Raw genomic sequence first — 23,389 nt, forward strand, 5'->3', positions numbered from 1 at the left:
GCCAACACAAGGAGCCTAGACTGATGCAAAAAAGGATAAAAACAAATATTTTGATTGCCCTGCTTGTGGGTGTTATGAGCAATGTGCATACACTCAGTGCTGCTGAGCCCCAAGAATCTGCCACTCCCACCACCCCTCAAACACAAGCCCCCACCCAAGCACAAACTCCAGATAGAAACTCCAACCCAGCCAATGATACAACTACCCCTAAAGCCCCTCCTCTATCTTCAAATACTCCACCTGCCTCAAACACGCCACCTACTCCAAATACCCAAAGAAATCCCGCACCTATCCTCGCACCCAATCCCGAGCCCGATACGCCCATTGTCCCTAAGCCCGTCCCGCTCACTGACCATCTCACGCCCCCTGAAGGAGCTGATGCCATACTCCAAGCAGGTATCAAGGCCGCTAAAATGGGGGATTACAAAACAGCTTTTAAATTATTTGCACAATCTTGTGATGAGGGGAATCCTGCGGGGTGCTTTGGCGTAGGCACGATGTATATGAACGGCGTGGGGATCCAAACAGATGTCCAAAAGGCTACGCGTTATTATGAAATGGGCTGCAGTGGGGGCGATGCGACAGCTTGTGCGAATCTAGCAATGATTTATGACTATCAAAAAAATGCCGACGCTAATGACAAACAAAAAGCTGCAGAGCTCTATATGACGGGCTGTCAAGGGGGAGATTTGCTAGCTTGTAATAATCTAGCGTGGATGTATGCTAATGGTGATGGAGTGCCAAAAGATTATTTCAAAGCCCTAGAATACTATAAATTTGCTTGCGAAGCAGGGAGCGATATGGCTTGCTATAATCTTGGCTTGATGTCTAATACAAACAATATTTATGGGATCGATAAAGCAAGGCTTGGGCTTGTGGATCTGAATTATTTGGCGTGCAATGCCGGAGATATCGCAGGTTGTGCTAATCTGGGCTGGATGTATGCTAATGGGACTTCTGGTGCGCCTGTGAGCTTTTTTTATGCTGCGAAGTATTTTCAGATTGCTTGTGATGGGGGTATGATTGGGAGTTGCAACAATCTAGCTGTCTTGTATCAGAGAGGATTGGGTATCCCTCAAGACACACAGAGGGCTTTGGATTTGTTTGCTTATGTGTGTGATAACGGCTTGCAATCAGGCTGTGATAATTATAGGATTTTCAAGCAGCAGTTACTCTACCCTCGCCCCAATAATGGGAGCTTTTTCTTCCCTAAAAATTCCAATTCCTTAGGGCGATGATTCAGGCGATGATAGTGATGATACTAGCTTGATAATGCAGAAATTCTATCTAGCAATGGGATATAAAATCGCACATTTTGATGCAGTTCTTTTCGCCTTTGCTTGTGCTGGGGATAGAAACGCCCCACTAGCCCCCAGAAATCCCTAGAATGGTTTTTATGCACGATATGAGAAAGCTCATGGACAATGACATAATCGATCAAATACGCAGGGGCAAAAACAAGTAAAAGCGAAAAGCTCAAGTTATTTTGATATGAGCAACTTCCTAGCCGTGTTTTGCTCTCACGCACAGAGATTTTGGTATATTCAAGTCCCATGTGTGCGGCAATTTGGGCTGTTCTGGTCTTGAGATACTCTAGGAGGGATTTTTTTAAAAAAGATAGATTGATATTTGGAGTGTGTGCAATCCACTTGCCAAAAAATAAAATCTCATTGCGGTGTGTATCTAAGAGTTCTTGGACTTGCAAATGGCTATGCTTGATTTTTTCAAGATTCTTTTGGATCCACTGCTGATGGGTGGATAGGAGCTTTAGGGTTTGGTCTTTGGTGTAGAAATGTGGGATACTCACAATCACTATCCCCTCTTGCTTGATACTGATGCGTGGGTTTTTGTTGTTTGTCTTCTTGAATATGACAGAGTCTTTGATACCCAATGTATCCAAAAGTTCCATAAGCCTTACTCTTTTTTGATAAGATTTTGAGTAATATTACCTAAAAAGGATTAAAATGAAAATTTTATTGACAGAGGATATAAAGGGGTTGGGGAAAGCCGGAGAAATCCACGAAGTCAAAGATGGCTATGGTCAAAATTTCTTGATTGCAAAAGGCAAGGCAAAGCACGCTAGCAATGAAGTCATCAACAAATACAAAGCCGAACAAAAGAAAAAAGCCGAGCTAGAAGCCCTAGAGATGGCAGAAAGAAAGCAGCTTGCTAGCTCTTTAGAAAGCATTACACTCAAAATTATCAAAAAAGTTGGTGCTAATGGCTCGCTCTTTGGTGCTATCACAAAAGAAGAGATTGTTGAAGCACTTGAGAAGTCCCACCATTTGAGTTTAGATAAAAAGCACATTGAGCTCAAAACTCCCATCAAAAGCACAGGTATCTATGAAATCGATGTCAAGCTAGGTCATGGGATTTTAGGAGTGCTTAAAATCGATGTGATAGCGGAGTGATTGATGTTTGAAGCAACAACGATATTGGGATATAAGGGAGAGTTTGAGGGCAAAAAATATGCTGTGATTGGTGGAGATGGGCAAGTGACATTTGGAAATTGTGTCTTGAAGTCTAATGCCACTAAAATTCGCGCACTCTATCACAATCAAGTATTGAGCGGTTTTGCAGGCAGCACAGCCGATGCCTTTGCTTTGTTTGATATGTTTGAGAAGATCCTTGAGGGGCGAAAGGGGGATTTAGTCCGGAGTGTTTTGGAATTTAGCAAAGAATGGAGAAAGGATAAATATTTACGCAAGCTTGAAGCGATGATGATTGTGCTCAATAGAGATTTTATTTATATTTTGAGTGGGACTGGAGATGTTGTAGAGCCTGAAGACAATAAAATAGCTGCTATAGGCAGTGGGGGCAATTATGCCTTGAGTGCAGCTAGGGCACTCGATCGTTTTGCGTCCATGAACCCTAAAGCCCTTGTAGAAGAATCCCTTAAAATAGCTGGCGATCTTTGCATTTATACCAATACAAATATTAAAATTTTGGAGCTTCAATGAACGTACAAGACAAGTTAAATATGACTCCCAAAGCAATTGTTCAGTATTTAGATGAATATATCATCGGGCAAAAAAATGCCAAAAAATCTGTCGCTATTGCCTTGAGAAATCGCTACAGACGCCTATGCCTCCCTAAGGAACTCCAAGAAGAGGTGACACCTAAAAATATCTTAATGATTGGCTCTACTGGCGTGGGTAAGACAGAGATAGCCAGACGCATGGCAAAAATCATGGGTCTCCCTTTTATCAAAGTCGAAGCGAGCAAATACACCGAAGTGGGATTTGTCGGCAGAGATGTGGAGTCGATGGTGCGAGATCTCGTATCAGCTAGTATCAATCTTGTTGAAAACGAACACCAAGAGGCCTCTAAAGAAAAAATAGAAGATTTTGTTATCGAAAAAATCACCCAAAGACTCTTACCTCCCTTGCCAAATGGCGTGAGTGAGAGCAAAAAGCAAGAATATGAAAGCAGTTTTGCTAAGATGAAACAAAGGGTCAAAAATGGCGAAATGGACGATGCGAAAGTCCAGATTGAGCTGAGTAAAAAAATTATCGATTCAGACAATAATATGCCCCCAGAAATCATCAAAGTCCAAGAAAGCATTATCAAGGTCTTGAGCAAAGAACAAGAAAAAATCAAAAAAGAAATGCACATCAAAGAAGCCAAAGAAGCACTCAAACAAGACGCTTCTGAAGAGATATTGGATTTTGAGATGATTAAAATCGAGGGCTTAAAGCGCGCGCAAGAAGCGGGTGTGATATTTATCGATGAAATCGATAAGGTCGCTGTGAGCTCCAAAGAGGGCACACGCCAAGACCCTAGCAAAGAGGGCGTGCAGAGAGATTTGCTCCCTATTGTTGAGGGCAGTATGGTCAATACCAAATACGGGCAAGTCAAAACTGACCATATTTTATTCATCGCTGCAGGGGCGTTCCATTTGAGTAAGCCTAGCGATTTGATCCCTGAATTGCAAGGGAGATTCCCCTTGCGCGTGGAGCTTGATAGCTTGGATAGTGAGAGAATGTATCAGATACTCACACAGACTAAAACCTCTATCATCAAGCAGTATCAGGCCTTATTGCAGACTGAAAATGTGCGTATTGAATTTGATGATAAAGCCCTAAGGAAGCTAGCTGAGCTCTCTTATGAAGCTAATCAAAAGACTGAAGATATCGGCGCTAGAAGACTGCATACAACCATAGAAAGGGTGCTAGAAGATATTAGCTTTGATGCTGATAGCTATCAAGGGCAGAGTGTGCGTATCACAGAAGCATTGGTCGATGAGAAATTGAGTGATTTGGTAGAAAATGTTGATTTGGCTAGGTATATCCTTTGATGGAGGGGGGATTCAAGTCGGGCTTTGTTGCCCTCATTGGGCGTCCAAATTGTGGTAAAAGCACACTTTTAAACAAGCTCCTCCAGCAAGATATTGCCCTAGTTTCCCACAAAGCCAATGCAACAAGAAAAAAGATGAATCTGATCGTGCCTTTTAGAGATAAAAATGGCGTGCAATCCCAGATTATCTTTGTCGATACACCCGGCTTGCACCATCAAGAAAAGCTTTTGAATCAGTTCATGCTCAAAGAGGCGATGAAGGCGATTGCAGATTGTGATTTGTGTGTATTCATGGCAGGTATTCACGATAAAACCCAGTATTATGAAGAATTTTTATCCCTCACCCAAAAACCCCATATTTTGATTTTAAGCAAAATCGACACAGCCAGCCAAGAAGAAATTTTAAAAAAAATCCAAAGCTATCAGCCCTATGCTAATAGATTCCTGTCCCTACTCCCCATCAGCACGCAAAAATCTATCAATCTCAAAGAGCTCCTTGAAGAAGTCAGCACACATTTGCCTCTCTCTCCTCCGTATTTTGACACAGAGATTTTGACAGATGAAAATCTCAAATATATCTACAAAGAAGCCATCAGAGAGAGTGTGTTTAATAATTTGAGTGATGAGATCCCTTATGAAAGCGATGTCAAGATAGAAAAATTTATCGAGAGCGATCATCTCAATAAGGTCTTTGCAAAGATTTTTGTCGAAAAAGAAAGTCAAAAAAGTATGGTCATCGGCAAAAACGCCCAGACTATCAAGCGCATTGGCAAGCAAGCAAGAGAGAAACTAGAGATTTTGAGCGAAAAAAAGGTTTTTTTACAATTAAATGTTTTTGTGCAAAAATCATGGAGCAAGGAAAGGGCAAAACTCAAGAATTTTGGATATGATTTTGAAGATTAAAAGCGTGAAGGAGTGAGGTTATGAGGTTTGTTTTGAGCATTAGTTTGTTGGCATTGTGTCTGCTTTATGGAATGGACAATACAGCCATCAATATTATCCAAACCTATCGCACCAAGGGCTTGGAGGCGACACAATCGATACTAGAAAATTATCTGAAGCAAAAAGATTTTTGGCTTGAAGTTCTCAAAGACAAAGACACGGATTATGGATACTATGAGGGATTGGAGTTTTTGTTTGTTTCAGATAAATCTATCCCTGATTTGAGTCTGTATGCAATCAACGATGGACATCTCAAAAAAATCAATCAAACGAGTGCTCTTGTGGGCAAAGGCAAGGGCAATAAAAAAATTGAGGGCGATCTCACCACGCCCATAGGTGTCTATGACATCACCCAAAGATTAGGCAATTTGAATCAATATTATGGACCCATGGCCTTTGCGACAAGCTATCCAAATACTTATGACAAGATACAGAAAAAAACAGGCTATGGTATCTGGATCCACGGACTCCCCCTCAATGGCAACCGAGAAGATCTCAACACAAAAGGCTGTATCGCTATTGAAAACCAAACCCTTAGCCAATACGATAAGCTCATCGGCAATAAAAAAGCCCTATTGATTACTTATGAGAACGATTTCAAACCCGCAACAAAAGAAGAGCTAGCAGTGATTTTGAGCGATTTATACGCTTGGCGTGATGCGTGGATTCAAAATGATTTGAATACTTATCTTGCCTTTTATGACAATGATTTTATCCGCTATGATGGCATGAGATTTGGACGTTTCAAAGACTACAAAAAGCGCATTTTTGACAAAAAAGAAGAAAAAACAATCCTATTTTCAGATATCAATATCTCCCCCTACCCCAATGAAAGTGGAAAGGCACTCTTTAAAGTCAGCTTCATGCAAAATTACTCTGCTTATAAAAACAATCAGCCCACCTACACTTCTAATAGCAAAAAAGAATTATATCTCCAACTCAAAGATGGCAAAATCTCTATTTTGACCGAAAAATAATCCCTCCTATCACTTCCCTCTACACCAAATCTCCTACTCGCCCGCAGCACTCGCCCCCTCCTCCCCTCTCTCCACACAGATTGGCTTTAATCCCTCCCCCATAAGAACTACATAGACCCCATAAACTATATGGACTACTTGGATACTTCTAAGACCTCTTGACCCATTTCTTGGTATTTTTGCCAATACCACTCTATGAATACATAAGCAAGCTTTGAAGTAGAACTATAGCCCTTAGCTTTTTTGGATACAAAATTTTGCAGCCACATATCAGCGGGCGCTTTTTGGATATAGTGCTGCGCTAAAGACTCATAAATACGCATATACCACAATTTCAGATCCCCATATCTGTCTTTTTTTACCTTTAGCACCGGAGTAGAGCTTGGGTCAAATACAAGCACACCACTCTCAAAAGCCCCATACAAATGGATCATTCCCTCACAATAATAAGGCAGCACCTCCTCTTGCTCCCTCCAAGCCATCAGCCCCACAGCCCTACAAAGAGTATCATCAATCACAGCTTCAAACTCTTCTTGTGTATAAGGATTTTCAAAAAACGCCACCAAGCCCCCCGCAGTCGCTTTAAACTCTTCAATATTTTTAAACTCCCCATCAATATTCATCAATCTCTGCGTGTCTTCTTCTATCCAAAGAATATGCCCAAATTCATGCCCATTAGTGGTGATATCATACACCAAATGCCATAAAGGCTCATTACCAAACAAAATATCCCTACGAGCTTGCAGATATGATGTTTCAAAGGTTTCATAACTCAATTTCATTTTTGGTTTATTGCGTGCTGATTGGATAATTTTATCTCCAAAAGCAAAGATTTTTTTACCAAATCTTTGCGTGACGACCTCATCATTAGGGACAACTTGCGCAGAAAAAAGCCCGTTCATATCAGCCCCATAAAAAAGCCCTGGCAAGCCATTATAGACCTTGACATTTCTGAGGGCTTTTTGCACACAATCTTTGAGTGCTCTAGGGGCTGCAAGCTTAGAGGCATATTGTGCAAACATCACCTCAATGCTTTCTGGCACGCGTTTATCAGCGATTTTATCAGGATTACTGATCCTCAAGTCCCACTCAGGGGCCACAGCGTGTCGGTATCTGTCTTCATAGTATTCAAGGGGGTGCCCCACCTGAAAGGGCGTATCTATCGCCATCCAACACATATCCACCTCTCGCCAGCTTGCGATGAGTTTATTTTTGTCCTTTTGGGCAAAGGCACATTTGAGGGCTTGAAAATACTTCAAATAGGCTTCTTTTTTGTCATAAATCGTATCAGGAAGTGCTCCAAGCTTACTTAAAAGCTTTTCTATAGCCCGAACAATAGCAACGATCTCAATATCAAAGGCATTAGCATAAGGGATTGCAATAAATGTATCGCCTAGTCTTTTGGGGATAGAATAACTCCGATCTGAAGCAATCATATGCCCTTGTATCTCTTCAGTGTCTATCGTGGGGGCTAAAAGCTTTAGTGCCTGCATATTGCCATAAGATTTTTGCATATCTTTATTGATCCCATCAATCAGCACATCTTGCCAACTTTCAAAAAAATTATTCATCGCCAGACCGATTGTATGCACGCCCATCAAAAGCTCCCGATAAAAGGCGTCAAAAAGCCCTTGTTTATAGACTTCTAAGATAAGTTCGTGGTGTTTTTTAGCATAAAAACTACTCACAAAATTCAGCAAAAGCCTTTTAGCGATAGAAATATCAATAGAACTTTTATGGTGTTTTTTGAGGATTTGGATCATTGGAGCTTCTTTGAGATGGGCAATCCGATCACATAAGGCCATCATCACGGGCTTTTGTGGCTCTAGCCCTAGCCGCTTGATGAGAAGAGAGAGCGTGGGGGCATAAGGGTGGCGTTCCCAATGCTTGAAATCATCAAAAATTTTATAAATCCCTTGAATTTCCTCAGAATTTTTTTGTATCAAAGTATAAAAGATTTTTATATCTTTTTGAGTTTTTTTAGAAATATCATTGATTGTTTGCATAGACATACTCCTTGCTCTGTATTGAGGGCGTTTATCTCGCATTATAATCAGCAAAAATGAATACTTAAGCAAAATGAATATACAATATATTTTGAGAATCACAATATGTGTTCTCAAATTTTAAAGGAGTGTTTTAATGGAGAAAATATTCAAAATCGAAATCACCACTCGTGAAGAAAAGCTCAAAGAACTCCAAGAATCCCTAGAAGGTATAGGTATCAAGGGAATGAGTATCTTGCAAGTGAGTGGGTATGGGAATCAAAAAGGAAAGACTGAAGTTTATCGAGGGAATGCCTTGCGTGTGGATATGATCGCAAAAATTCGCGTTGAAATCATCGCCACACAATCCCAAGCACAAGAGATTATTCTCCTAGCAAAATCCGTCCTCAATACAGGCAAGGTCGGAGATGGCAAAATCGTATTATTGCCTGTAGAAAATGTCATACGCATACGCACAGCACAAGAGGGAATAGAAGCCATCTGAACACTTCAGATTTATCAATTTTAGGAGGGGTAAAATGTTAAAAAAAATAGTTGTTTTGGGTCTTTTGGGGCTGATTCCTAGCCTTGCTTTTGCACAAGGAGGCTTGCAAGGGGGATCAATCGATGGTATCAATACATCTTTTATGATTATATGCACATTGCTCGTTTTACTGATGACGCCCGCTTTGGCTGTGTTTTATTCAGGTATGGTGCGCACTCAAGACTCTTTGAGTGTTTTGATGAATTGTCTAGTTATGTTTGGTGTTATCTCGATCCAATGGGTCTTGCTCGGTTATACTCTAGCATTTGGAGGGGATATAGGGAGTGGTCTGTTGGGAGGTTGGGAGCATTTGGGTGCGAGCAATCTTGAGGGCAACAACGCCAATGGTATTCCCAATAGTTTATTTATGACCTTTCAGATGATGTTTGCTATCATCGCTGCAGCAATTTTCACAGGTTCTTTTGTCGGGCGTATCCGTTTTGGTGTGCTGATTGTTTTTGCTCTGATTTGGACGACTTTAGTCTATGATCCTTTAGCCCATTGGATATGGAGCGAAAATGGTTGGCTACTTAAAGGTGGTTCGCTTGATTTTGCAGGAGGTGGCGTGGTGCATATCAGTGCTGGGGTCGCAGGGCTAGTGGGCGCTTTATTTTTAGGCAAACGCAAGCAAATGACTGGAATCTTCCCCCATTCCCTGCCCTACTCATTTTTAGGCGCTATGCTTCTTTTTGTCGGTTGGCTAGGCTTCAATGCAGGGAGCGCAGGGGCTGTAGATGCTATCGCTGTCAATGCCTTTATCACAACTTGTTTATGCACAGCTAGCGGGGTTTTAAGCTGGATCGCACTTGAGTGGATCAAATACTCTAAACCCACCTTATTGGGTGCTATCACAGGGGCTGTCGCTGGACTTGTAGCCATCACACCTGCAGCAGGGTATGTCAGCCCTCTCTCTAGCGTGCTTATTGGTATCTTGGCTTCACCAATTTGTTTTTTAGCCCTTGGCTATTTGAAATCAAAACTCAAATACGATGATTCTTTGGATGCTTTTGGGCTTCATGGGATCGGAGGGATCTGGGGAGGGATTGCCACAGGCTTGTTTGCCTCTTCAAGTATCAATGAAGCAGCCACTGGAGCAGGGACTCTAGGCGAGGGGCTGTTCATCAGTGGGAGTCCTGATTTATTGCTTGAGCAAATCTTTGCGATTTTTGTTTGTGCAGGACTTTCTGGTTTTGTGAGTTTTGTGACCTTTTGGCTGATTTCTCTATTCACGCCCTTGCGAGTGAGTGAGAAATCTGAGCTTGAAGGTCTTGATATCAGTATCCACGGCGAAGAGGCCTATAGAATCTAGCAGATTCTAGGTAATAGCTCCCCTTGTGGGCAGTCTAAATATCTTTTTGTCCCCCAAGAGTTTTGCAAGAGCACTCTAGGGGTGGTGCTACTTTTACTCTTGACTTCCCCGATGATAGCAGCTTGCTTGCCATCGGGGTGTGCTTGCAATATCTCACACACTGCTTGTGCATCACAAGCCTTCACACACAGCACACACACGCCCTCATTAGCCAAAGAATATGGCTCTAACCCCAATATCTCGCACACTCCTTGCACCTCTTTGGCGATAGGGATTTTTGTTTCTTCTAAGAGAATATCCACATCTGAAGTGTTTGCCCATTCATTGAGCACAGCAGCTAAGCCACCCCTTGTAGCATCTCTGAGCGCAACCAAAGAAACATTAGCAGCAAATACATTTTTTAGCATTGGATAGAGTTGTTTGCAATCGCTCATTAGCCCTGATTGCAGTCCTATTTCACTACGTGCACAAAATATCACACTTCCATGACTCCCTATATCTCCACTCAAAATAATCACATCACCATCTTGGATATTTTTGGCTGAAATATTGGGTATTTGCAGCTCACCTATGGCTGTTGTATTGATAAATATTTTATCAGCATTGCCCTTGGGAACGACCTTTGTATCAGCTGATAAGAGCTTAATATCTGTGTATGCAAGCTCTTTTGCCATCGAAGCAAGGATTTTTTCTAACTCAAAAAGCGCAAAGCCCTCCTCTAAGATAAAACCCACGCTCATGTATTTGGGTTTTGCGCCCATCATACTCACATCATTGCTGCTCCCGCAAACACTGAGCTTGCCGATATCCCCTCCTGCAAAAAATATCGGGCTTATCACATAAGAATCTGTGCTCATGCAATACCCTTTAGCCTTTGAGCCCTCAAACACACCTGCGTCCTCGCCCTTGCCTAGCAAAAATGCTCCTAAATATTTTTCAAATACCTTTTCGATGAGCTCATTGCCCTCTTTACCGCCATTTCCGTGTGCTAATGTGATTGTTTCCATTGATAACCTTTCGTCCAAATAAAATATAATTTTGATAGCAAATCTATTGATTTTATGGGGCTAGTGCCCTGATTGATACATTGCATACACAGCCTGCCCAAAAGAAATGCAAGCATCATTGGGGGGCAAGAGCCTATGCATATAAAACTTTCTGCCCCTAGATTCAAAAATATGTTGTATTTTATCGCATAAAGTCCTATTTTGAAATACCCCTCCAGAAAACACTACAGGCCTATCTGCATAGCACTCACTCATACTCCAAGCAATCTGCGCTAAGGTATTGATAAATTTGCCCGCAACCTTATGTGTAGCCCCTGAGAGAATATCTTCTTGCATTTGTGCGAGCATTGGGGCATACACCACCACGCCATCTTCAAGCAAAAAGTCATAAAAGCTATCACCCTCCCATTTTGCAGCAGCACTCTCTAGCAACACCCCTGATTCGCCCTCATAGCTATTCTCTTCAAGCAGCCCACACCAACTAGCCACAGCATCAAAGAGCCTACCGACTGAGCTTGTGTGGATTGTATTGATATTTTTTTCTAGCATTGTTTTTAAAAGCTGGCTTTCACTAGGAGGGATTCTTTGTTCCCATCGCTCTATCAAGCCATTTATACGATGTTTTAGGGCTAAAGCATAGCCGATTTTATAGATTTTTCTGATCGCAGCTTCCCCTCCAATCAAAGGGAGTTTTTCAAAATGCCCCACACGCACCGCCTCTTGCAAACTCCCTAAAAAAAACTCTCCACCCCATATGCTCCCATCATCTCCTAGACCTGTCCCGTCCCATATAATGCCTAAAACTTGTGTCTGGGGCGTGATGGAGTTATCTTGCAAGATCGCCTCAGCAAATACTGCATAAAAATGCGCGAGATGGTGCTGGAGTTTGATATGCCCACAAGGTATTTGTATGGATTTTTTAGCGCTTAAAATACTAGAATGATAATCTGGGTGCAAATCTGAACATAAAACATCTGGAGTCAAGGCATAAAATTCCTTGAAAAAATCAAATATATTTTCATATCTTTGCATACTTGCAGGATTTGTCAAATCCCCGATATAAGGTGCAATCAAAAATTGATTTTTCGCCCCATAAGTCAGGCTAGATTTTTGAGAAGCGCCCATACCCACACATAGCTTAGAACTCTTTGTTATATCAAGCCTAATATCTAAGGGTGCAAGCCCTCGCCCTAGGCGCATGACGCCCATCTTGCCCCCTAGCATACTCACCACACTATCATCAATAGAGCGCACAATCTCTCGGGGATAATCTAGCACACTATCAAATACACTGCCAAGTTTCTCCTCCAACTCCTCTAAAGAGGCAATGATAGGCTCTCCTCCTACATTAGCACTCGTAAAAACAATAGGGAAATCAAGGGAAGCAAACAGCAAATGGTGTATCCCACTATAGGGCAAAATAATCCCTAGTGTTTCAATCTCTGGGGCAATCAAGGCAGAATATGGCTGATAAGCACGTTTTGGGGCTAAAAGGATTGGGGCTGCAGGACTGCTTAAAATTTCTAGCTCTATTTGAGTGAGTTTTGTGAGGGCTTGGGCCATTGTGAGGTCTTTGACCATCAGTGCAAAAGGTTTTTTTGGGCGGTGTTTTTTTGACCTGAGTCTTTGGAGTGTCGTATCATTTCTGCTATCACACACCAATGCAAAGCCCCCCACGCCCTTAATAGCGACAATCTCACCTGCCTTGAGTGAGTGGATACAGCCTTGCAACGCACTCTCATCATAGCTCCATTGCTTGTTTGTATCACGAAATCGCAGTTCAATGGCACATTTTGGGCAAGAATTTGGCTGTGCTCCAAACCTCCTGTCACTAGGATTGTCATATTCTCTTTGGCAATCTACACACATCTTAAAAGGTGCCATTGTCGTATTTTTGCGATCATAAGGGAGTGCTGTGATGATACTATATCGAGGGCCACAATGGGCACAAGTAGTGAAGGCATAGCGATAATGCCTGTCTTTGGGGTCTGAGATCTCTTGCAAGCAGTCTTTGCAAAGTGCAATGTCTTTAGGCAATAAACTCTCTATGCTTGCACGTTTTGCTCGACTCTTTGCGATCTCAAAGCCCTCTAATTCCCTCTCTAAAGCACAATCTTCCATCTGCATGCTATCAATGCGTGCGTGGGGTGGGAGCTTGTGCGTGAGTATGGCTATGAACTTTTCACTCCATTGGTGCTCTAAAACCACCTCAACATCACCACCAAGATTTTTGACCCAGCCCTTTGTGCCTAAATCTTGCGCGATACGATAGACAAAAGGCCTAAACCCCACCCCTTGCACAATGCCTTTGATAAGGATTTTTATATATTTAGCACTCAAATATATCACCTGCTAATAAATCTGCATTGTAACGCAATGTAGGCTTCCGTGCTGCTTGATGAGCGTGCGGCAATCAATGCCTATCACCTCTTTATCGGAGCAATTTTTCTGTAAAATTTCAAGGACTTGGGCGTCTTTTTTATCCCCATAGGTAGGGACAAGCAGTGCATTGTTGATGAATAAAAAGTTTGCATAAGTCGCTGGCAAGCGCTGTTTGCCATCATCAATAGCACTAGGCAAGGGGAGAGGGATTAATGTATAGGGCTTGCCTTGTGCGTTTTTGAGCGCTAAGAGCTCATCTTGCATTTTTTGCAAAGGTGCATAATGCACATCATTTTTATCCTCGCACTGCACATAAGCGATTGTTTGGGGGTTGAGAAACCTTACTAGAGTATCGATATGCCCATCAGTATCATCACCAACCAAATACCCTGAATGCAGCCATAAAACCTCTTGAACGCCCAAAACCTCTTTGAGATTTGCTTCAATCTGGGATTGGGATAAATGGGGATTGCGATTGGGCTCTAGGAGGCATTGCGTGTTGGTAAGAAGCCTGCCTTGCCCATCTGTATCGATACTGCCCCCCTCAAGTATGAGGGGCATTTTTGTCATTGCATGGGGCAAAATCCCTGCTGCGCTCAGTCGCGTATTGACTTGATTGTCTTTATCAGAACGGAATTTCAAGCCCCAACCATTGAACCCAAAATCCAAGAGCTTCACGCACCCATCTTCTTCAATGCTGATAGGGCCAAAATCCCGTGCCCAAGTGTCATTGACTGGTATTTCAAGGAGCTTGACTTGAGGGATTTGCAGATGTTGCAACATAGCCTTGCCGATCAAATCATCAGGGTCTATACACACCCACACAGGCTCAAATCGTGCGATTTCTCTGATGATTGCTAAGAAATTTTCCCTTGCAGCTTCTATGGATTCTATCCAATCACTTTTTTCGTGGGGAAAAGCCATCAACACAGCCCTTTGCCTCTCCCATTCGGCCTTGAATCGTTTGGTCTTTCCTTGCATTTTGAACCTTTTAATTTTGGTTATAATTTGATAGATAATTTTACCTTATAAAATGGAACGATAATGATTTTAAGCATAGAAAGCAGTTGTGATGATAGCTCCATAGCCCTCACTGAAATTGCAACTTCCAAGCTCCTTTTCCATATCAAGATTTCTCAAGAAAACACACACAGCGCCTATGGAGGGGTCGTCCCAGAGATTGCCTCACGCCTACACGCCCAAGCCCTCCCCCAAATCCTCGCACAAACCAAGGCTTTTCTTGGCGGGAGTTTCCAAGCCCTAAAAGCTATCGCAGTCACCACAGAACCGGGCTTGAGTATCACGCTCATTGAAGGGCTGATGATGGCTAAAGCGCTCGCTCTTAGCTTAAACCTCCCACTCATCGGGGTCAATCACCTCAAAGGGCATATTTATTCTCTATTCATCAACCAGCCCAAGGCCATTTTCCCCTTGAGTGTCTTACTTATCTCAGGGGGGCATACCCTCATTATCCAAGCCCAAAGCCCAACACAAATGCGTATCATCGCTAAAAGTATGGACGATAGCTTTGGAGAGAGCTTTGATAAAGTTTCTAAAATGCTATCTCTTGGCTATCCGGGGGGTCCTATCATCGAAAAATACGCCTCCCTTTGCCCGCCCAACCAAGCCGCCCCTTTCCCCCTCCCGCTCAAGCACTCTCAAGAGCTAGCCTTTAGCTTTTCAGGGCTTAAAAACGCTGTGCGCCTTGCGATACTCAAAGCCCAAGAAAATGGAGTAGATACCACGCAAGAAGCATTTATCGCTTCGATATGTGCGGGCTTTCAGCAAAGGGCGTGCGAACATCTGATAAAAAATATCACCCAATACCTCCAAGCCAACAAAACCCACGCCCATAGTATCAAACACCTCTGCATTGTGGGGGGTGGGAGTGCGAATATGTATCTGCGCGCAAAGCTCAAAACGCTCTGTGATTCTTTTGGTTGTGAATTGTTGCTAGCGCCTTTGGAGTTTTGCTCTGATAATGCTGCTATGATCGGGCGCGCTGCACTTGAAAAATACCACAACAAAGACTTCACACACCCTCAAGATCTGCAAGCCTCTCCAAAAAGTGGAGCAAGTGAATTTTTGCCCTAGACCCTAGATTGCCCTAGATGGAGGAAAATCTGCTTGGATACTTGCACTTTTAGTTTGCATATTCCCTTGTGTAGCTAGCTTGTGCCCCCTTGACAGCCAGAGTTTTTGGGGGCAAAAATATTTTTCTTTTTGAGATTGCAGATAAATTCTTGAATAATTTCTTTTTTTATCAAAATAGGCACTGAAGAAGAAGCGATACTAAAAATCCCCAAAAACTCACCATCTTTATTGAAATATGGCTTGCCAAAAATGGGGGCTTGCCCAGAGGTGTTTGGCAAAGAATAGCCATAAGATACTTTTTTAGCCAAAGTGCCATCATAATGGCTTTCTTCTTTGATGGGGATAGTCCTGCGGATACCAAAGGTATCAGAATCTTGCAATACAGGGTAATACAAGCCCCCTAAAATCAGCTTTTTAGTGGGGGTGGGAGAAAAGATTGCTTGAGCGTATTTTTCATAAATCCTTTTGTGATAATAGCTCTCTGGACGGGTGTTGCAATAATCATCTGTGAAAGCAGAGGTTTTGAGCAATGCAAGTCCTTTTGTGCTATCAAGGGCTTTGAGCTGTAGCTGCGCGATACAAATCAAGGGCTTAGCGCTATCATCTTGCATACGCGCTAAGATCTTTTGAGGATACAAGCCCTCTGTAAAGGTGAGTTCTGATGAGGTCAGATAAAATCCATCTTTTAAAAGCAATGCAAAGCCCTCTTTGAGCGTCCCATCGCCAAAATATGCTGTGATAAATACCGTGCTGTATATCCATCTGAAAGCTTGGGAAAAATGCGAGGAAGTATCAAGATGAGCGAGATCTGTGGGGGTGAGCAGAGAAATGGAGTCATGCATGGCATATGTGGAGGGGGAGTTGAGGGCTTGCGTATTTGTCTGGGGAGTTTCTTCATTGAGTTCTAATGTGTCTTCAGAAGCCCTAAGACCCATATATGAAGCGAACACAAGGCAAACAGCACAATGGATAAAAGGAAAATTTTTCTGACCCACTTACATATCCCGACTTCAAATTATTGATTTTCAAAGATTAAAATCGGTAAAATTGCATTTGAGTTTAATCACAATCATTGAAGGGATATAAAATGCCAGAATTAAAAGTATATACAATCGATCCAGCAGCACTCCAAAAGCTCCAATACGCACTGATAAAGACCAATAAAGGTGAGATGTGTATCAAGCTTTTCCCTGATAATGCCCCACAAACAGTCACGAATTTTGCGTCATTGGCACAAGCACATTTTTATGATGGCTTGAAATTCCATCGCGTGATACAAGGTTTTGTCGCACAAGGAGGCTGTCCAGAGGGCAGTGGGCGCGGGGGACCGGGCTATCAGATCCAATGCGAGCTAGAGGGCAATCCCAATAAGCACAAAAAAGGCGCACTCTCTATGGCACACGCAGGGCGCAATACAGGGGGGAGTCAATTTTTCTTGTGCTTTGTCCCCTTGCCCCATTTAGATGGCGAGCATACCGTTTTTGGACAGATCGACCCCACAGATCAAGCAAGCCTAGCAGTCCTTGATACACTCAAACAAGATGACACCATCGAATCTATCTCTATCACAGAGAGCAAGCCAAAGGCATAAACAGCACAAGCAAGGCTTATAGGCCTTGCAACCAAAGGGCTTTCAATGGAAACAAAAAATGACATCGCTGCATACTTCTTCCTTTTGGTCTATTCTCAAGACGCCCCAGAGGGTATAGCAGTCGATTTTGGGGTGTTGGATACATCTTGTGTTATAGAAGTTTTTGCTATCATCTTGAGCTATAACAACAGAAATAAAGACATATTTCTCCATATGCCCTTATTTGCCGCACTGCTTGCAAGACTCCAAATACCCCACGCACATTTATCTGTCCTTGCATTGCAAAAATCTCTGCTGGATTATTTGCAAAATAAAGGCACTCGCAAGATGATCGAGGGGATATTTGAGCATTTAGGGGGGCTCAAGATTAAAGGTGTGATTTTATATGAAGAAGAGCAATGTATCAAAACAAGCTTCAAATATAAACTCCATAGCCTCATAGGCACACTCAAAAAACACTCCAAACCCCCTAAGGTTAAGAAAAATAAAGTTTTTGATATCCAAAATAGCTGGTTTGATGGGCATATTCAAGCCATCAAGCATATTTTAGAACTTTTCCAGAGTGCCCCTGCCCTGCCCCTTTGGCTCAAAGATTTCATCACAGACCAGATCCAAAAGATATGCAATCAAAAGTTTGAAATCTCTGTATGTGGGGTGGCTAAATCGGGCAAATCGACACTTTTAAATGCCTTATTGCACCAAGAGATTTTACCCATTTCTGCCATACCTGAAACAACCAACAAAATCACACTGACCCATGACCCCCAAGCAAAAGGGACAATCACATTTCTGACACAAAGCGAGTGGGAGGGGGTGATTGATAATGCGAGCTTTGATGATGAACTCCAAGTCGCCATCAAAGAGGCTCAAAACTCCTTTGCTAGCTATGTCGAGCCCCTCATCACGCCCAAAGGGACGACCATAGAAGTCAAGCCCGAAGAAATCAAGGCCTATGCTAGCAGCGAACACCCCTCTAAGATGTCTTATTTGGTCAAAGAAATCACCATCTACTCCCCCATCAATCTACTCAAAAACAATCTTGTATTCATCAATACCCCCAATACCAACACGCATTTCAATTTCAAAACCCATCAAATCGAAAACTCCATCGCCCATAGCGTGATCACGCTCTATCTCATCAACGCCTCTAAGCCCTTGCTGCAAAAAGACATTGATTTTCTCTCCCATATAATCCATTATGAAAATCTCGAAAAAATACTGATTATTTTCACACGCGCTGATCTCATCAACCTCCCAGAAATGAAGCACTTGAGTCAAGACATCATCACAGCAATCCAAAACAGCCCCCACACCGATAGCAAAAAGCTCAAAAAAGACATTGCAAAAATCGATTTTATCCCAGTATCAGGGATTTTAGCGCTATTGCATCGGACAGATCGCTCCGATGAAGCCCTATCGCGGGGCTATGATATTGAAGACACGGGGATTTTTGCCCTAGAAGAATACATCAATAGTATCATATTCAAGCAGCCCACTAGCTTTTCAAGACATCTATTCTCCCACGCATATATGCTGCTTGATTGGGGGATAGAAAAATATTTAAGCCTCCAAATGCTCCCTCAAGACCCACCCCAAAAGCTTGCCCCAAAGCTCAAAGAAAGTCGGGCGTATGCTATTGGTTTGAGTGAAAAAATCATCAAGGCCATTGAAGAAGCAACAAAAAACTCCAAAATCAAAATCAAAGATCTTGGGCTCAATCTCAAAGGCCATCTCATCGATTTCATCTCCTATGAAATCTCTCACAACAAACGCATCAACGCCCAAAGACTCCAAGACATCATAGCTGATAATCTCAGAGATAGCCTTAAATACCTCATAGAAAAAACGCAAGAAAATTGCAACAAAAAAATAAAAAATTTCATCGAAGACCTAGGGCTTGCCTATACCAACCTGCCCTTGCAAGATAGCGAAAATAACCTGCTTTTATGGTATCAAAAAGCCATCATCAAAGCGAGCCAATACCCCTATACACAAGGCGAACTCAATCTTTATACCAACGAACTCAAAAAATATATCAGCTATATCCTCAAAGATGGCGCAAAGCTCAAGGATATTCAAGAAAACATCGATAGGGCTTTTGAAATCAGCCTTAAGAGTATCACGATTTATCTCGATGAAAAAACCCACAAGCATATTGCTGCATTTTTGCAATCTATCGATGGAATGCTAGACGCCCTAGAATATATCATCACCCACTCTGCTCCCATCCAAATAAGCCCTCAAGATGCCCCCAGATTGCACTGCAAACCCTTACAAGAAAGTATCAAAAAGCAACTCAAAGAACTCAAAGGCAGCAAATGAGCTATATTTCAGATTTTATCAAGCAATATGAAGCCACTCAAAGTGAGCTCGCCCCACATTTTGAATCCGATCTCAAAGGCCTACTCAAAGAAATCAGCTATAAAATCACCGATGAGCGATTTGCCCCATCTATAGAGCTCAAGACTTGCTTGAAAAATATCAGCAAAAAAGCCAAAGAACCCATAAAAATCGCCATTATGGGTGGAGGGAATAATGGCAAAGCGACCTTTATCAATACAATCTTAAAAAGCCATATCCTCCCTAGCGACCCCATGCATTCACACAAAACCTATATCATCAGCTATGGACACACAAAATCCATCATCGCCTACCACAAAAACAAAGAAGCCAGCGGGCTCAACCTCCTCTCTCTCAATACCCTCACCCCCGAAGAGCTCGATAAAATCAGCTATTTTGAGATCAAATCCCCCCTTGCAATGCTCAAAGAATACACCATCTACAAATACCCCGATATTTCCCTAGACGACCCTGAAGCCCTCAATGAAAGTATCGATAAAATCCAAACCTCTGAAGTCCTCATCTGGCTCAATCGCATTGATGATCTTGCTAATGCTGAAGAGCTCAATGCACTCAAAGCCCACATCGCTAAAAAATCTGCCACCTCTTTGTGTGTCCTCACCCACATCGACATACTCGCAAAATCTGAAGATATCATTCCCACGCTCAACTTTGCTAAGGAACATTTTGGAGAAGTTTTTAGCGATATTTTGCCCTTATCTGCGATGGTGCTTTATAGAGAATTGGGGATTGATGGAGAGTTTTTCGTGCAAAAAGAGCTCCAAAAACTCTACTGCCACTACACCACCATCAAGACCAAAGACCCCGCTAGTCACCAAAAGCTCTTGCTTGAAGCCTTTGAACAAGCCAATCAATCCATCAAAGTCTTTTATACCCATCTATCCACAATCCCCACACATCTCCAAAAGCAAGCTATCAACCTTGAAGCCATATTCAACAAACTCAATTCCACCCTTATCCCAAGGGCTAAACACCAAAGAGAACAGCTCATCAAAGAAGAATTACTCTCTTTAGTCTATAAAATCAAAAAAAGCTACACACAAATCACAAATATTTATGCCAAATTCCTCTCCTTGCTCCAAAGGCAACTCCAGCAGCTTCAAGATTCCTTTGATGGGCTAAGGGATCGGACTTTTGAAGAATTAGAATTATTTTTTAAAAGCCTAGCCTCTGATCACAACACCATCATAGAATCTATTCAAGCCCATACGCTGCCTGAAACCATCACCATACCCATCACCTCGCCTAATTTCTTACAAACCCTCAAAGGCAAGAAAGACCGCTACACCACCTATAAAATAGACACAGCCCTCATCTCCTCAGAGCTTCTCCACCCCAAATCCCGATCATACCGAACCCACAAAGCCCTCCTTTATAAAATCTCAAAACTCGCTACTATGCTTGATATGGCTTTTGAAAAATCTATTGATGACTTCAGCGCTGAGCTGAAAAAATGGCAAGCACAAAATGAACTCATCAAAAAAAGAGAGGCTATTTTGAGTGATTTTAGCTATAACAATCTGCGTATCTTTGCTTCCAAGCTCTATGAAAACATTATGCTTGATTTCATCGAGTGTATTTTAGAAACCAACCAAGCAATACAGATTTTGTTTTCCCAGAGTGCTGCTATGCTTCAAAGCACCCGCAAACTCTCTATCCAGCACACCCTCACATCTCTTGAATACAGATTGCACCAAGACATCAAACAAGCAAGCGCCCACTACACCCCCAAAGCCCAAAAGCCCAGCAAAGAAGAGATCCAAGCACTCATTGATACAGACTTTTCTACCCAAGCATACGCCCATATGCTCTTGGAAAACGAGGGCTCTTTGAAGGAAATCTTTGCATATCTCAAAACAGACATAGACAAACTCCAAGAAGAAAAAACGCTCCTAGTTGAAAAAAAGATCAAAGACCTAGAATCGCTCACACAAACCATCGACACCCTCATTACAAACATCGAAGCAAAGGAGGGCAAAAGCATTGATGGACTTTAAGAGCTACACCCCCTTAATCCATGAAGGAATTGTCTTTTTGCTCCTTGCTATCGGACTTTTGATTTATATAAAGAGATCTAAATGAAGGAATTTTTCTCCACACTCGAACCGATATTATTTGCTTCAAACCCTGATATCAAAATCACATCTTTTGAAGCCTTTTATGATGATTTTTTATCGGGCAATACTTACTTTGAGTCTATAGCACCCATCAAACTACAAACAAGCCCCTCTTATGCCCTAAATTGCACCATTATCCACCCCACTCAAATCTCACGCCCCAAGTCCCTCTCCTCCCCTCAAAGCCTCGCTAAATGTATCCACTCCATCGCCCATATCGAATATAGTGCCATTGATTTAGCCCTCGATGCTGCTTATCGGTTCAGAGATCTCCCTTTGGCGTATTATCAAGATTGGCTGTGTGTGGCTTCTGAAGAAATCAAGCATTTTAGGCTTTTAAGAGAGATTCTAACCGAGCTAGGCTTTGCTTATGGCTCTTTTGCTGTGCATAGCAATCTCTTTGAAGCCATGGTGCTGACAAGCTCTTCATTTGCTGAGCGTATGGGATTGGTGCATCGCGGGATTGAAGCAATGGGACTTGATGCCAATCCCTTCGTTATCCAAAAGCTCCATACATCCACACACCCCATCAAATTACAAGCTATCAATGCCCTAGAGATTATTTTCAATGATGAAATCACGCACGTCCAAAAGGGTAATCGATGGTGGCAGTATTCCCAACCTAGCGAGTATGCCTTTTTTGAGCTGATAAAAAAATTCAGTGCCTTCACCCTCAAAGGCAAAGTTCTCAATACCTCTGCCCGCCTCCAAGCAGGTTTTAGCCAAAAAGAGATTTTAAAACTGCAAGATTTCAAGCAGCGCTAACTAACGATGGATATTTCTCTATGCCTATCTCTCACTCCAACCCTAGCATAAAATTTAAGTTATAATTACACACTGACCCCATCAAAAAGTAATACAGACACAAAAAGAAAAATGACAAGGAACACCATGAAACACAAAGAAACGATATTTGCCCTCTTGCTTTTAGTGGCGATGATGCTCTGGGGGCTGTCTTGGCCGCTTTCTAAGATTATGGTAGCTTATCTCTCGCCTTTTAAAATCGCCTCAATCCGTTATGGGCTTGTCGCGCTCTCTTTTGTGCCTTTAATGCTTTTTTTGCGTATTCCTTTTGCTATCCCCTCTAAAAGTTATAAAAGTGTAGCGCTCACTTCTGTTTGCAACGCACTTTATACCTTAGCATTTTATCTAGGGCTACTCTTTGGCAATGCAGGGGCTGCTGGGGTGATTGTCACGACTCTAGCTCCCATACTCGCTTCGTTCATAGGAGTTTTTATCTATCGAAGCACGCTTTTAGGGCGAGAAAAAATCGGCTTATTGCTTGGCTTGATATCAGGGGGTTTTTTGATGGGAGTGGGTAATCTACAAACCTTATTGACCCCCTTTAATCTCATTTTTTTGATAGCTGCCTTGCTTTGGGGGTGTGTGAATCTTGCTTCAAAAAGCGCAACAAGCCATATCAATGCCATCACGCTCAATTTTTATTCTTCGCTTTTTTGCTCGATCATCTTTTCTCCCTCGCTGCTCTTTTCTTCCTCTGAGCTCTTCGAGCTTGATGGGAGGTTTTGGTTTTGTATGGTTGCAGTTGCTCTGCTTTGCACGACCTTTGCTACAACGATTTTCTATAAAGGTATCAGCACACTTGGAATCAACAAAGGCGGGAGCTTTATGCTTTCAGTGCCGATTTTTGCCGTGCTATTTTCTTGGCTCATTTTAGGCGAAGTCCCCAAAAGCAACACAATCATTGGCGGGATTTTTGCAATGCTTGGGATTTATTTAATCCATCTTTACAAGCCCTTGGGCACCAAATCCAAAAGATAGGC

20 protein-coding genes are annotated in these 23,389 nt (G+C 42.4%); 14 read left to right on the forward strand and 6 right to left on the reverse strand.

The window, feature by feature from the left end:
* The first annotated feature begins 23 nt into the window (after window positions 1-23).
* The gene (locus BKH46_RS09770; RefSeq protein WP_275542174.1) at window positions 24-1,238 is read left to right on the forward strand and encodes a hypothetical protein; all 1,215 of its coding nucleotides are present in this window, start codon (window positions 24-26) and stop codon (window positions 1,236-1,238) included.
* Between the two features lie 23 nt (window positions 1,239-1,261).
* Here BKH46_RS09770 and BKH46_RS00895 read toward each other — a convergent pair whose 3' ends face one another.
* Window positions 1,262-1,909, reverse strand: coding sequence for a SprT family zinc-dependent metalloprotease (locus tag BKH46_RS00895; protein ID WP_095224931.1), 648 nt, complete (start codon window positions 1,907-1,909; stop codon window positions 1,262-1,264).
* A 55-nt stretch (window positions 1,910-1,964) separates the two neighbouring features.
* Here BKH46_RS00895 and rplI point away from each other — a divergent pair, with 55 nt between their 5' ends.
* The 5 genes from rplI to BKH46_RS00920 are packed head-to-tail and all read left to right on the forward strand — an operon-like array spanning window position 1,965 to window position 6,215.
* Window positions 1,965-2,411 carry a 50S ribosomal protein L9 gene (rplI, locus tag BKH46_RS00900; protein WP_095224932.1) on the forward strand — a complete coding sequence of 149 codons (447 nt, stop codon included), beginning with the start codon at window positions 1,965-1,967 and terminating at the stop codon, window positions 2,409-2,411.
* Window positions 2,412-2,414: 3 nt separating this feature from the next.
* Window positions 2,415-2,960, forward strand: coding sequence for an ATP-dependent protease subunit HslV (gene hslV, locus BKH46_RS00905; protein WP_095224933.1), 546 nt, complete (start codon window positions 2,415-2,417; stop codon window positions 2,958-2,960).
* 20 nt (window positions 2,961-2,980) lie between these two features.
* Entirely contained in the window at window positions 2,981-4,297 is a 1,317-nt protein-coding gene (gene hslU / locus BKH46_RS00910) for an HslU--HslV peptidase ATPase subunit (protein ID WP_095225035.1), read from the forward strand.
* Window positions 4,297-5,199 (forward strand): GTPase Era, encoded by a 903-nt coding sequence (era, locus tag BKH46_RS00915; protein ID WP_095224934.1) that lies wholly within the window; start codon window positions 4,297-4,299, stop codon window positions 5,197-5,199. Before hslU ends, era begins: the two co-directional genes overlap by 1 nt.
* Window positions 5,200-5,219: 20 nt before the next feature.
* Window positions 5,220-6,215 (forward strand): L,D-transpeptidase family protein, encoded by a 996-nt coding sequence (locus BKH46_RS00920; protein ID WP_095224935.1) that lies wholly within the window; start codon window positions 5,220-5,222, stop codon window positions 6,213-6,215.
* A gap of 134 nt (window positions 6,216-6,349) precedes the next feature.
* Here the strand turns inward: BKH46_RS00920 and ciaB are convergent, their stop codons facing one another.
* On the reverse strand, window positions 6,350-8,221 hold the full coding sequence (gene ciaB, locus BKH46_RS00925; RefSeq protein ID WP_095224936.1) for an invasion protein CiaB: 1,872 nt from the start codon (window positions 8,219-8,221) through the stop codon (window positions 6,350-6,352).
* Between the two features lie 136 nt (window positions 8,222-8,357).
* Here ciaB and BKH46_RS00930 point away from each other — a divergent pair, with 136 nt between their 5' ends.
* Window positions 8,358-8,705 carry a P-II family nitrogen regulator gene (locus tag BKH46_RS00930; protein ID WP_095224937.1) on the forward strand — a complete coding sequence of 116 codons (348 nt, stop codon included), beginning with the start codon at window positions 8,358-8,360 and terminating at the stop codon, window positions 8,703-8,705.
* 118 nt (window positions 8,706-8,823) lie between these two features.
* Window positions 8,824-10,053: an ammonium transporter gene (locus BKH46_RS00935; RefSeq protein ID WP_172402521.1), complete on the forward strand. Its 1,230-nt coding sequence runs from the start codon at window positions 8,824-8,826 to the stop codon at window positions 10,051-10,053.
* Here BKH46_RS00935 and hypE read toward each other — a convergent pair.
* Genes hypE through BKH46_RS00950 form a run of 3 tightly spaced genes read right to left on the reverse strand, consistent with a single transcriptional unit; the run spans window position 10,050 to window position 14,423 of the window.
* Window positions 10,050-11,060, reverse strand: a complete 1,011-nt coding sequence (gene hypE, locus BKH46_RS00940; RefSeq protein WP_095224939.1) for a hydrogenase expression/formation protein HypE — start codon at window positions 11,058-11,060, stop codon at window positions 10,050-10,052. The genes BKH46_RS00935 and hypE overlap by 4 nt on opposite strands.
* A 60-nt stretch (window positions 11,061-11,120) precedes the next feature.
* On the reverse strand, window positions 11,121-13,400 hold the full coding sequence (gene hypF, locus BKH46_RS00945) for a carbamoyltransferase HypF (protein WP_172402511.1): 2,280 nt from the start codon (window positions 13,398-13,400) through the stop codon (window positions 11,121-11,123).
* Between the two features lie 12 nt (window positions 13,401-13,412).
* Window positions 13,413-14,423, reverse strand: coding sequence for an agmatine deiminase family protein (locus BKH46_RS00950; RefSeq protein WP_095224941.1), 1,011 nt, complete (start codon window positions 14,421-14,423; stop codon window positions 13,413-13,415).
* 63 nt (window positions 14,424-14,486) lie between these two features.
* Between BKH46_RS00950 and tsaD the strand changes: the two genes are divergently transcribed.
* Window positions 14,487-15,536 (forward strand): tRNA (adenosine(37)-N6)-threonylcarbamoyltransferase complex transferase subunit TsaD, encoded by a 1,050-nt coding sequence (gene tsaD, locus BKH46_RS00955; RefSeq protein WP_095224942.1) that lies wholly within the window; start codon window positions 14,487-14,489, stop codon window positions 15,534-15,536.
* A 74-nt stretch (window positions 15,537-15,610) separates the two neighbouring features.
* On the opposite strand, the gene BKH46_RS00960 is transcribed toward tsaD, so the two are convergent.
* Window positions 15,611-16,531: a hypothetical protein gene (locus tag BKH46_RS00960; RefSeq protein ID WP_095224943.1), complete on the reverse strand. Its 921-nt coding sequence runs from the start codon at window positions 16,529-16,531 to the stop codon at window positions 15,611-15,613.
* Window positions 16,532-16,623: 92 nt separating this feature from the next.
* On the opposite strand from BKH46_RS00960, the gene BKH46_RS00965 reads away from it, so the two are divergent.
* From BKH46_RS00965 to BKH46_RS00985, 5 genes are all read left to right on the forward strand, one after another.
* Window positions 16,624-17,127 (forward strand): peptidylprolyl isomerase, encoded by a 504-nt coding sequence (locus BKH46_RS00965; protein ID WP_095224944.1) that lies wholly within the window; start codon window positions 16,624-16,626, stop codon window positions 17,125-17,127.
* A 45-nt stretch (window positions 17,128-17,172) separates the two neighbouring features.
* Window positions 17,173-19,449 (forward strand): dynamin family protein, encoded by a 2,277-nt coding sequence (locus BKH46_RS00970; protein ID WP_095224945.1) that lies wholly within the window; start codon window positions 17,173-17,175, stop codon window positions 19,447-19,449.
* Complete coding sequence (locus BKH46_RS00975) at window positions 19,446-21,485, forward strand: hypothetical protein (protein WP_095224946.1); 2,040 nt, start codon at window positions 19,446-19,448, stop codon at window positions 21,483-21,485. The genes BKH46_RS00970 and BKH46_RS00975 overlap by 4 nt, the downstream gene beginning before the upstream one ends.
* Before the next feature lie 81 nt (window positions 21,486-21,566).
* Window positions 21,567-22,370 (forward strand): ferritin-like domain-containing protein, encoded by an 804-nt coding sequence (locus BKH46_RS00980; RefSeq protein WP_095224947.1) that lies wholly within the window; start codon window positions 21,567-21,569, stop codon window positions 22,368-22,370.
* A gap of 126 nt (window positions 22,371-22,496) precedes the next feature.
* The gene (locus BKH46_RS00985; RefSeq protein ID WP_172402512.1) at window positions 22,497-23,387 is read left to right on the forward strand and encodes a DMT family transporter; all 891 of its coding nucleotides are present in this window, start codon (window positions 22,497-22,499) and stop codon (window positions 23,385-23,387) included.
* The last annotated feature ends 2 nt before the right edge of the window (window positions 23,388-23,389 follow it).

The sequence above is a fragment of the Helicobacter sp. 12S02634-8 genome (assembly GCF_002272865.1).
In the GTDB taxonomy this organism is placed as follows: domain Bacteria; phylum Campylobacterota; class Campylobacteria; order Campylobacterales; family Helicobacteraceae; genus Helicobacter_J.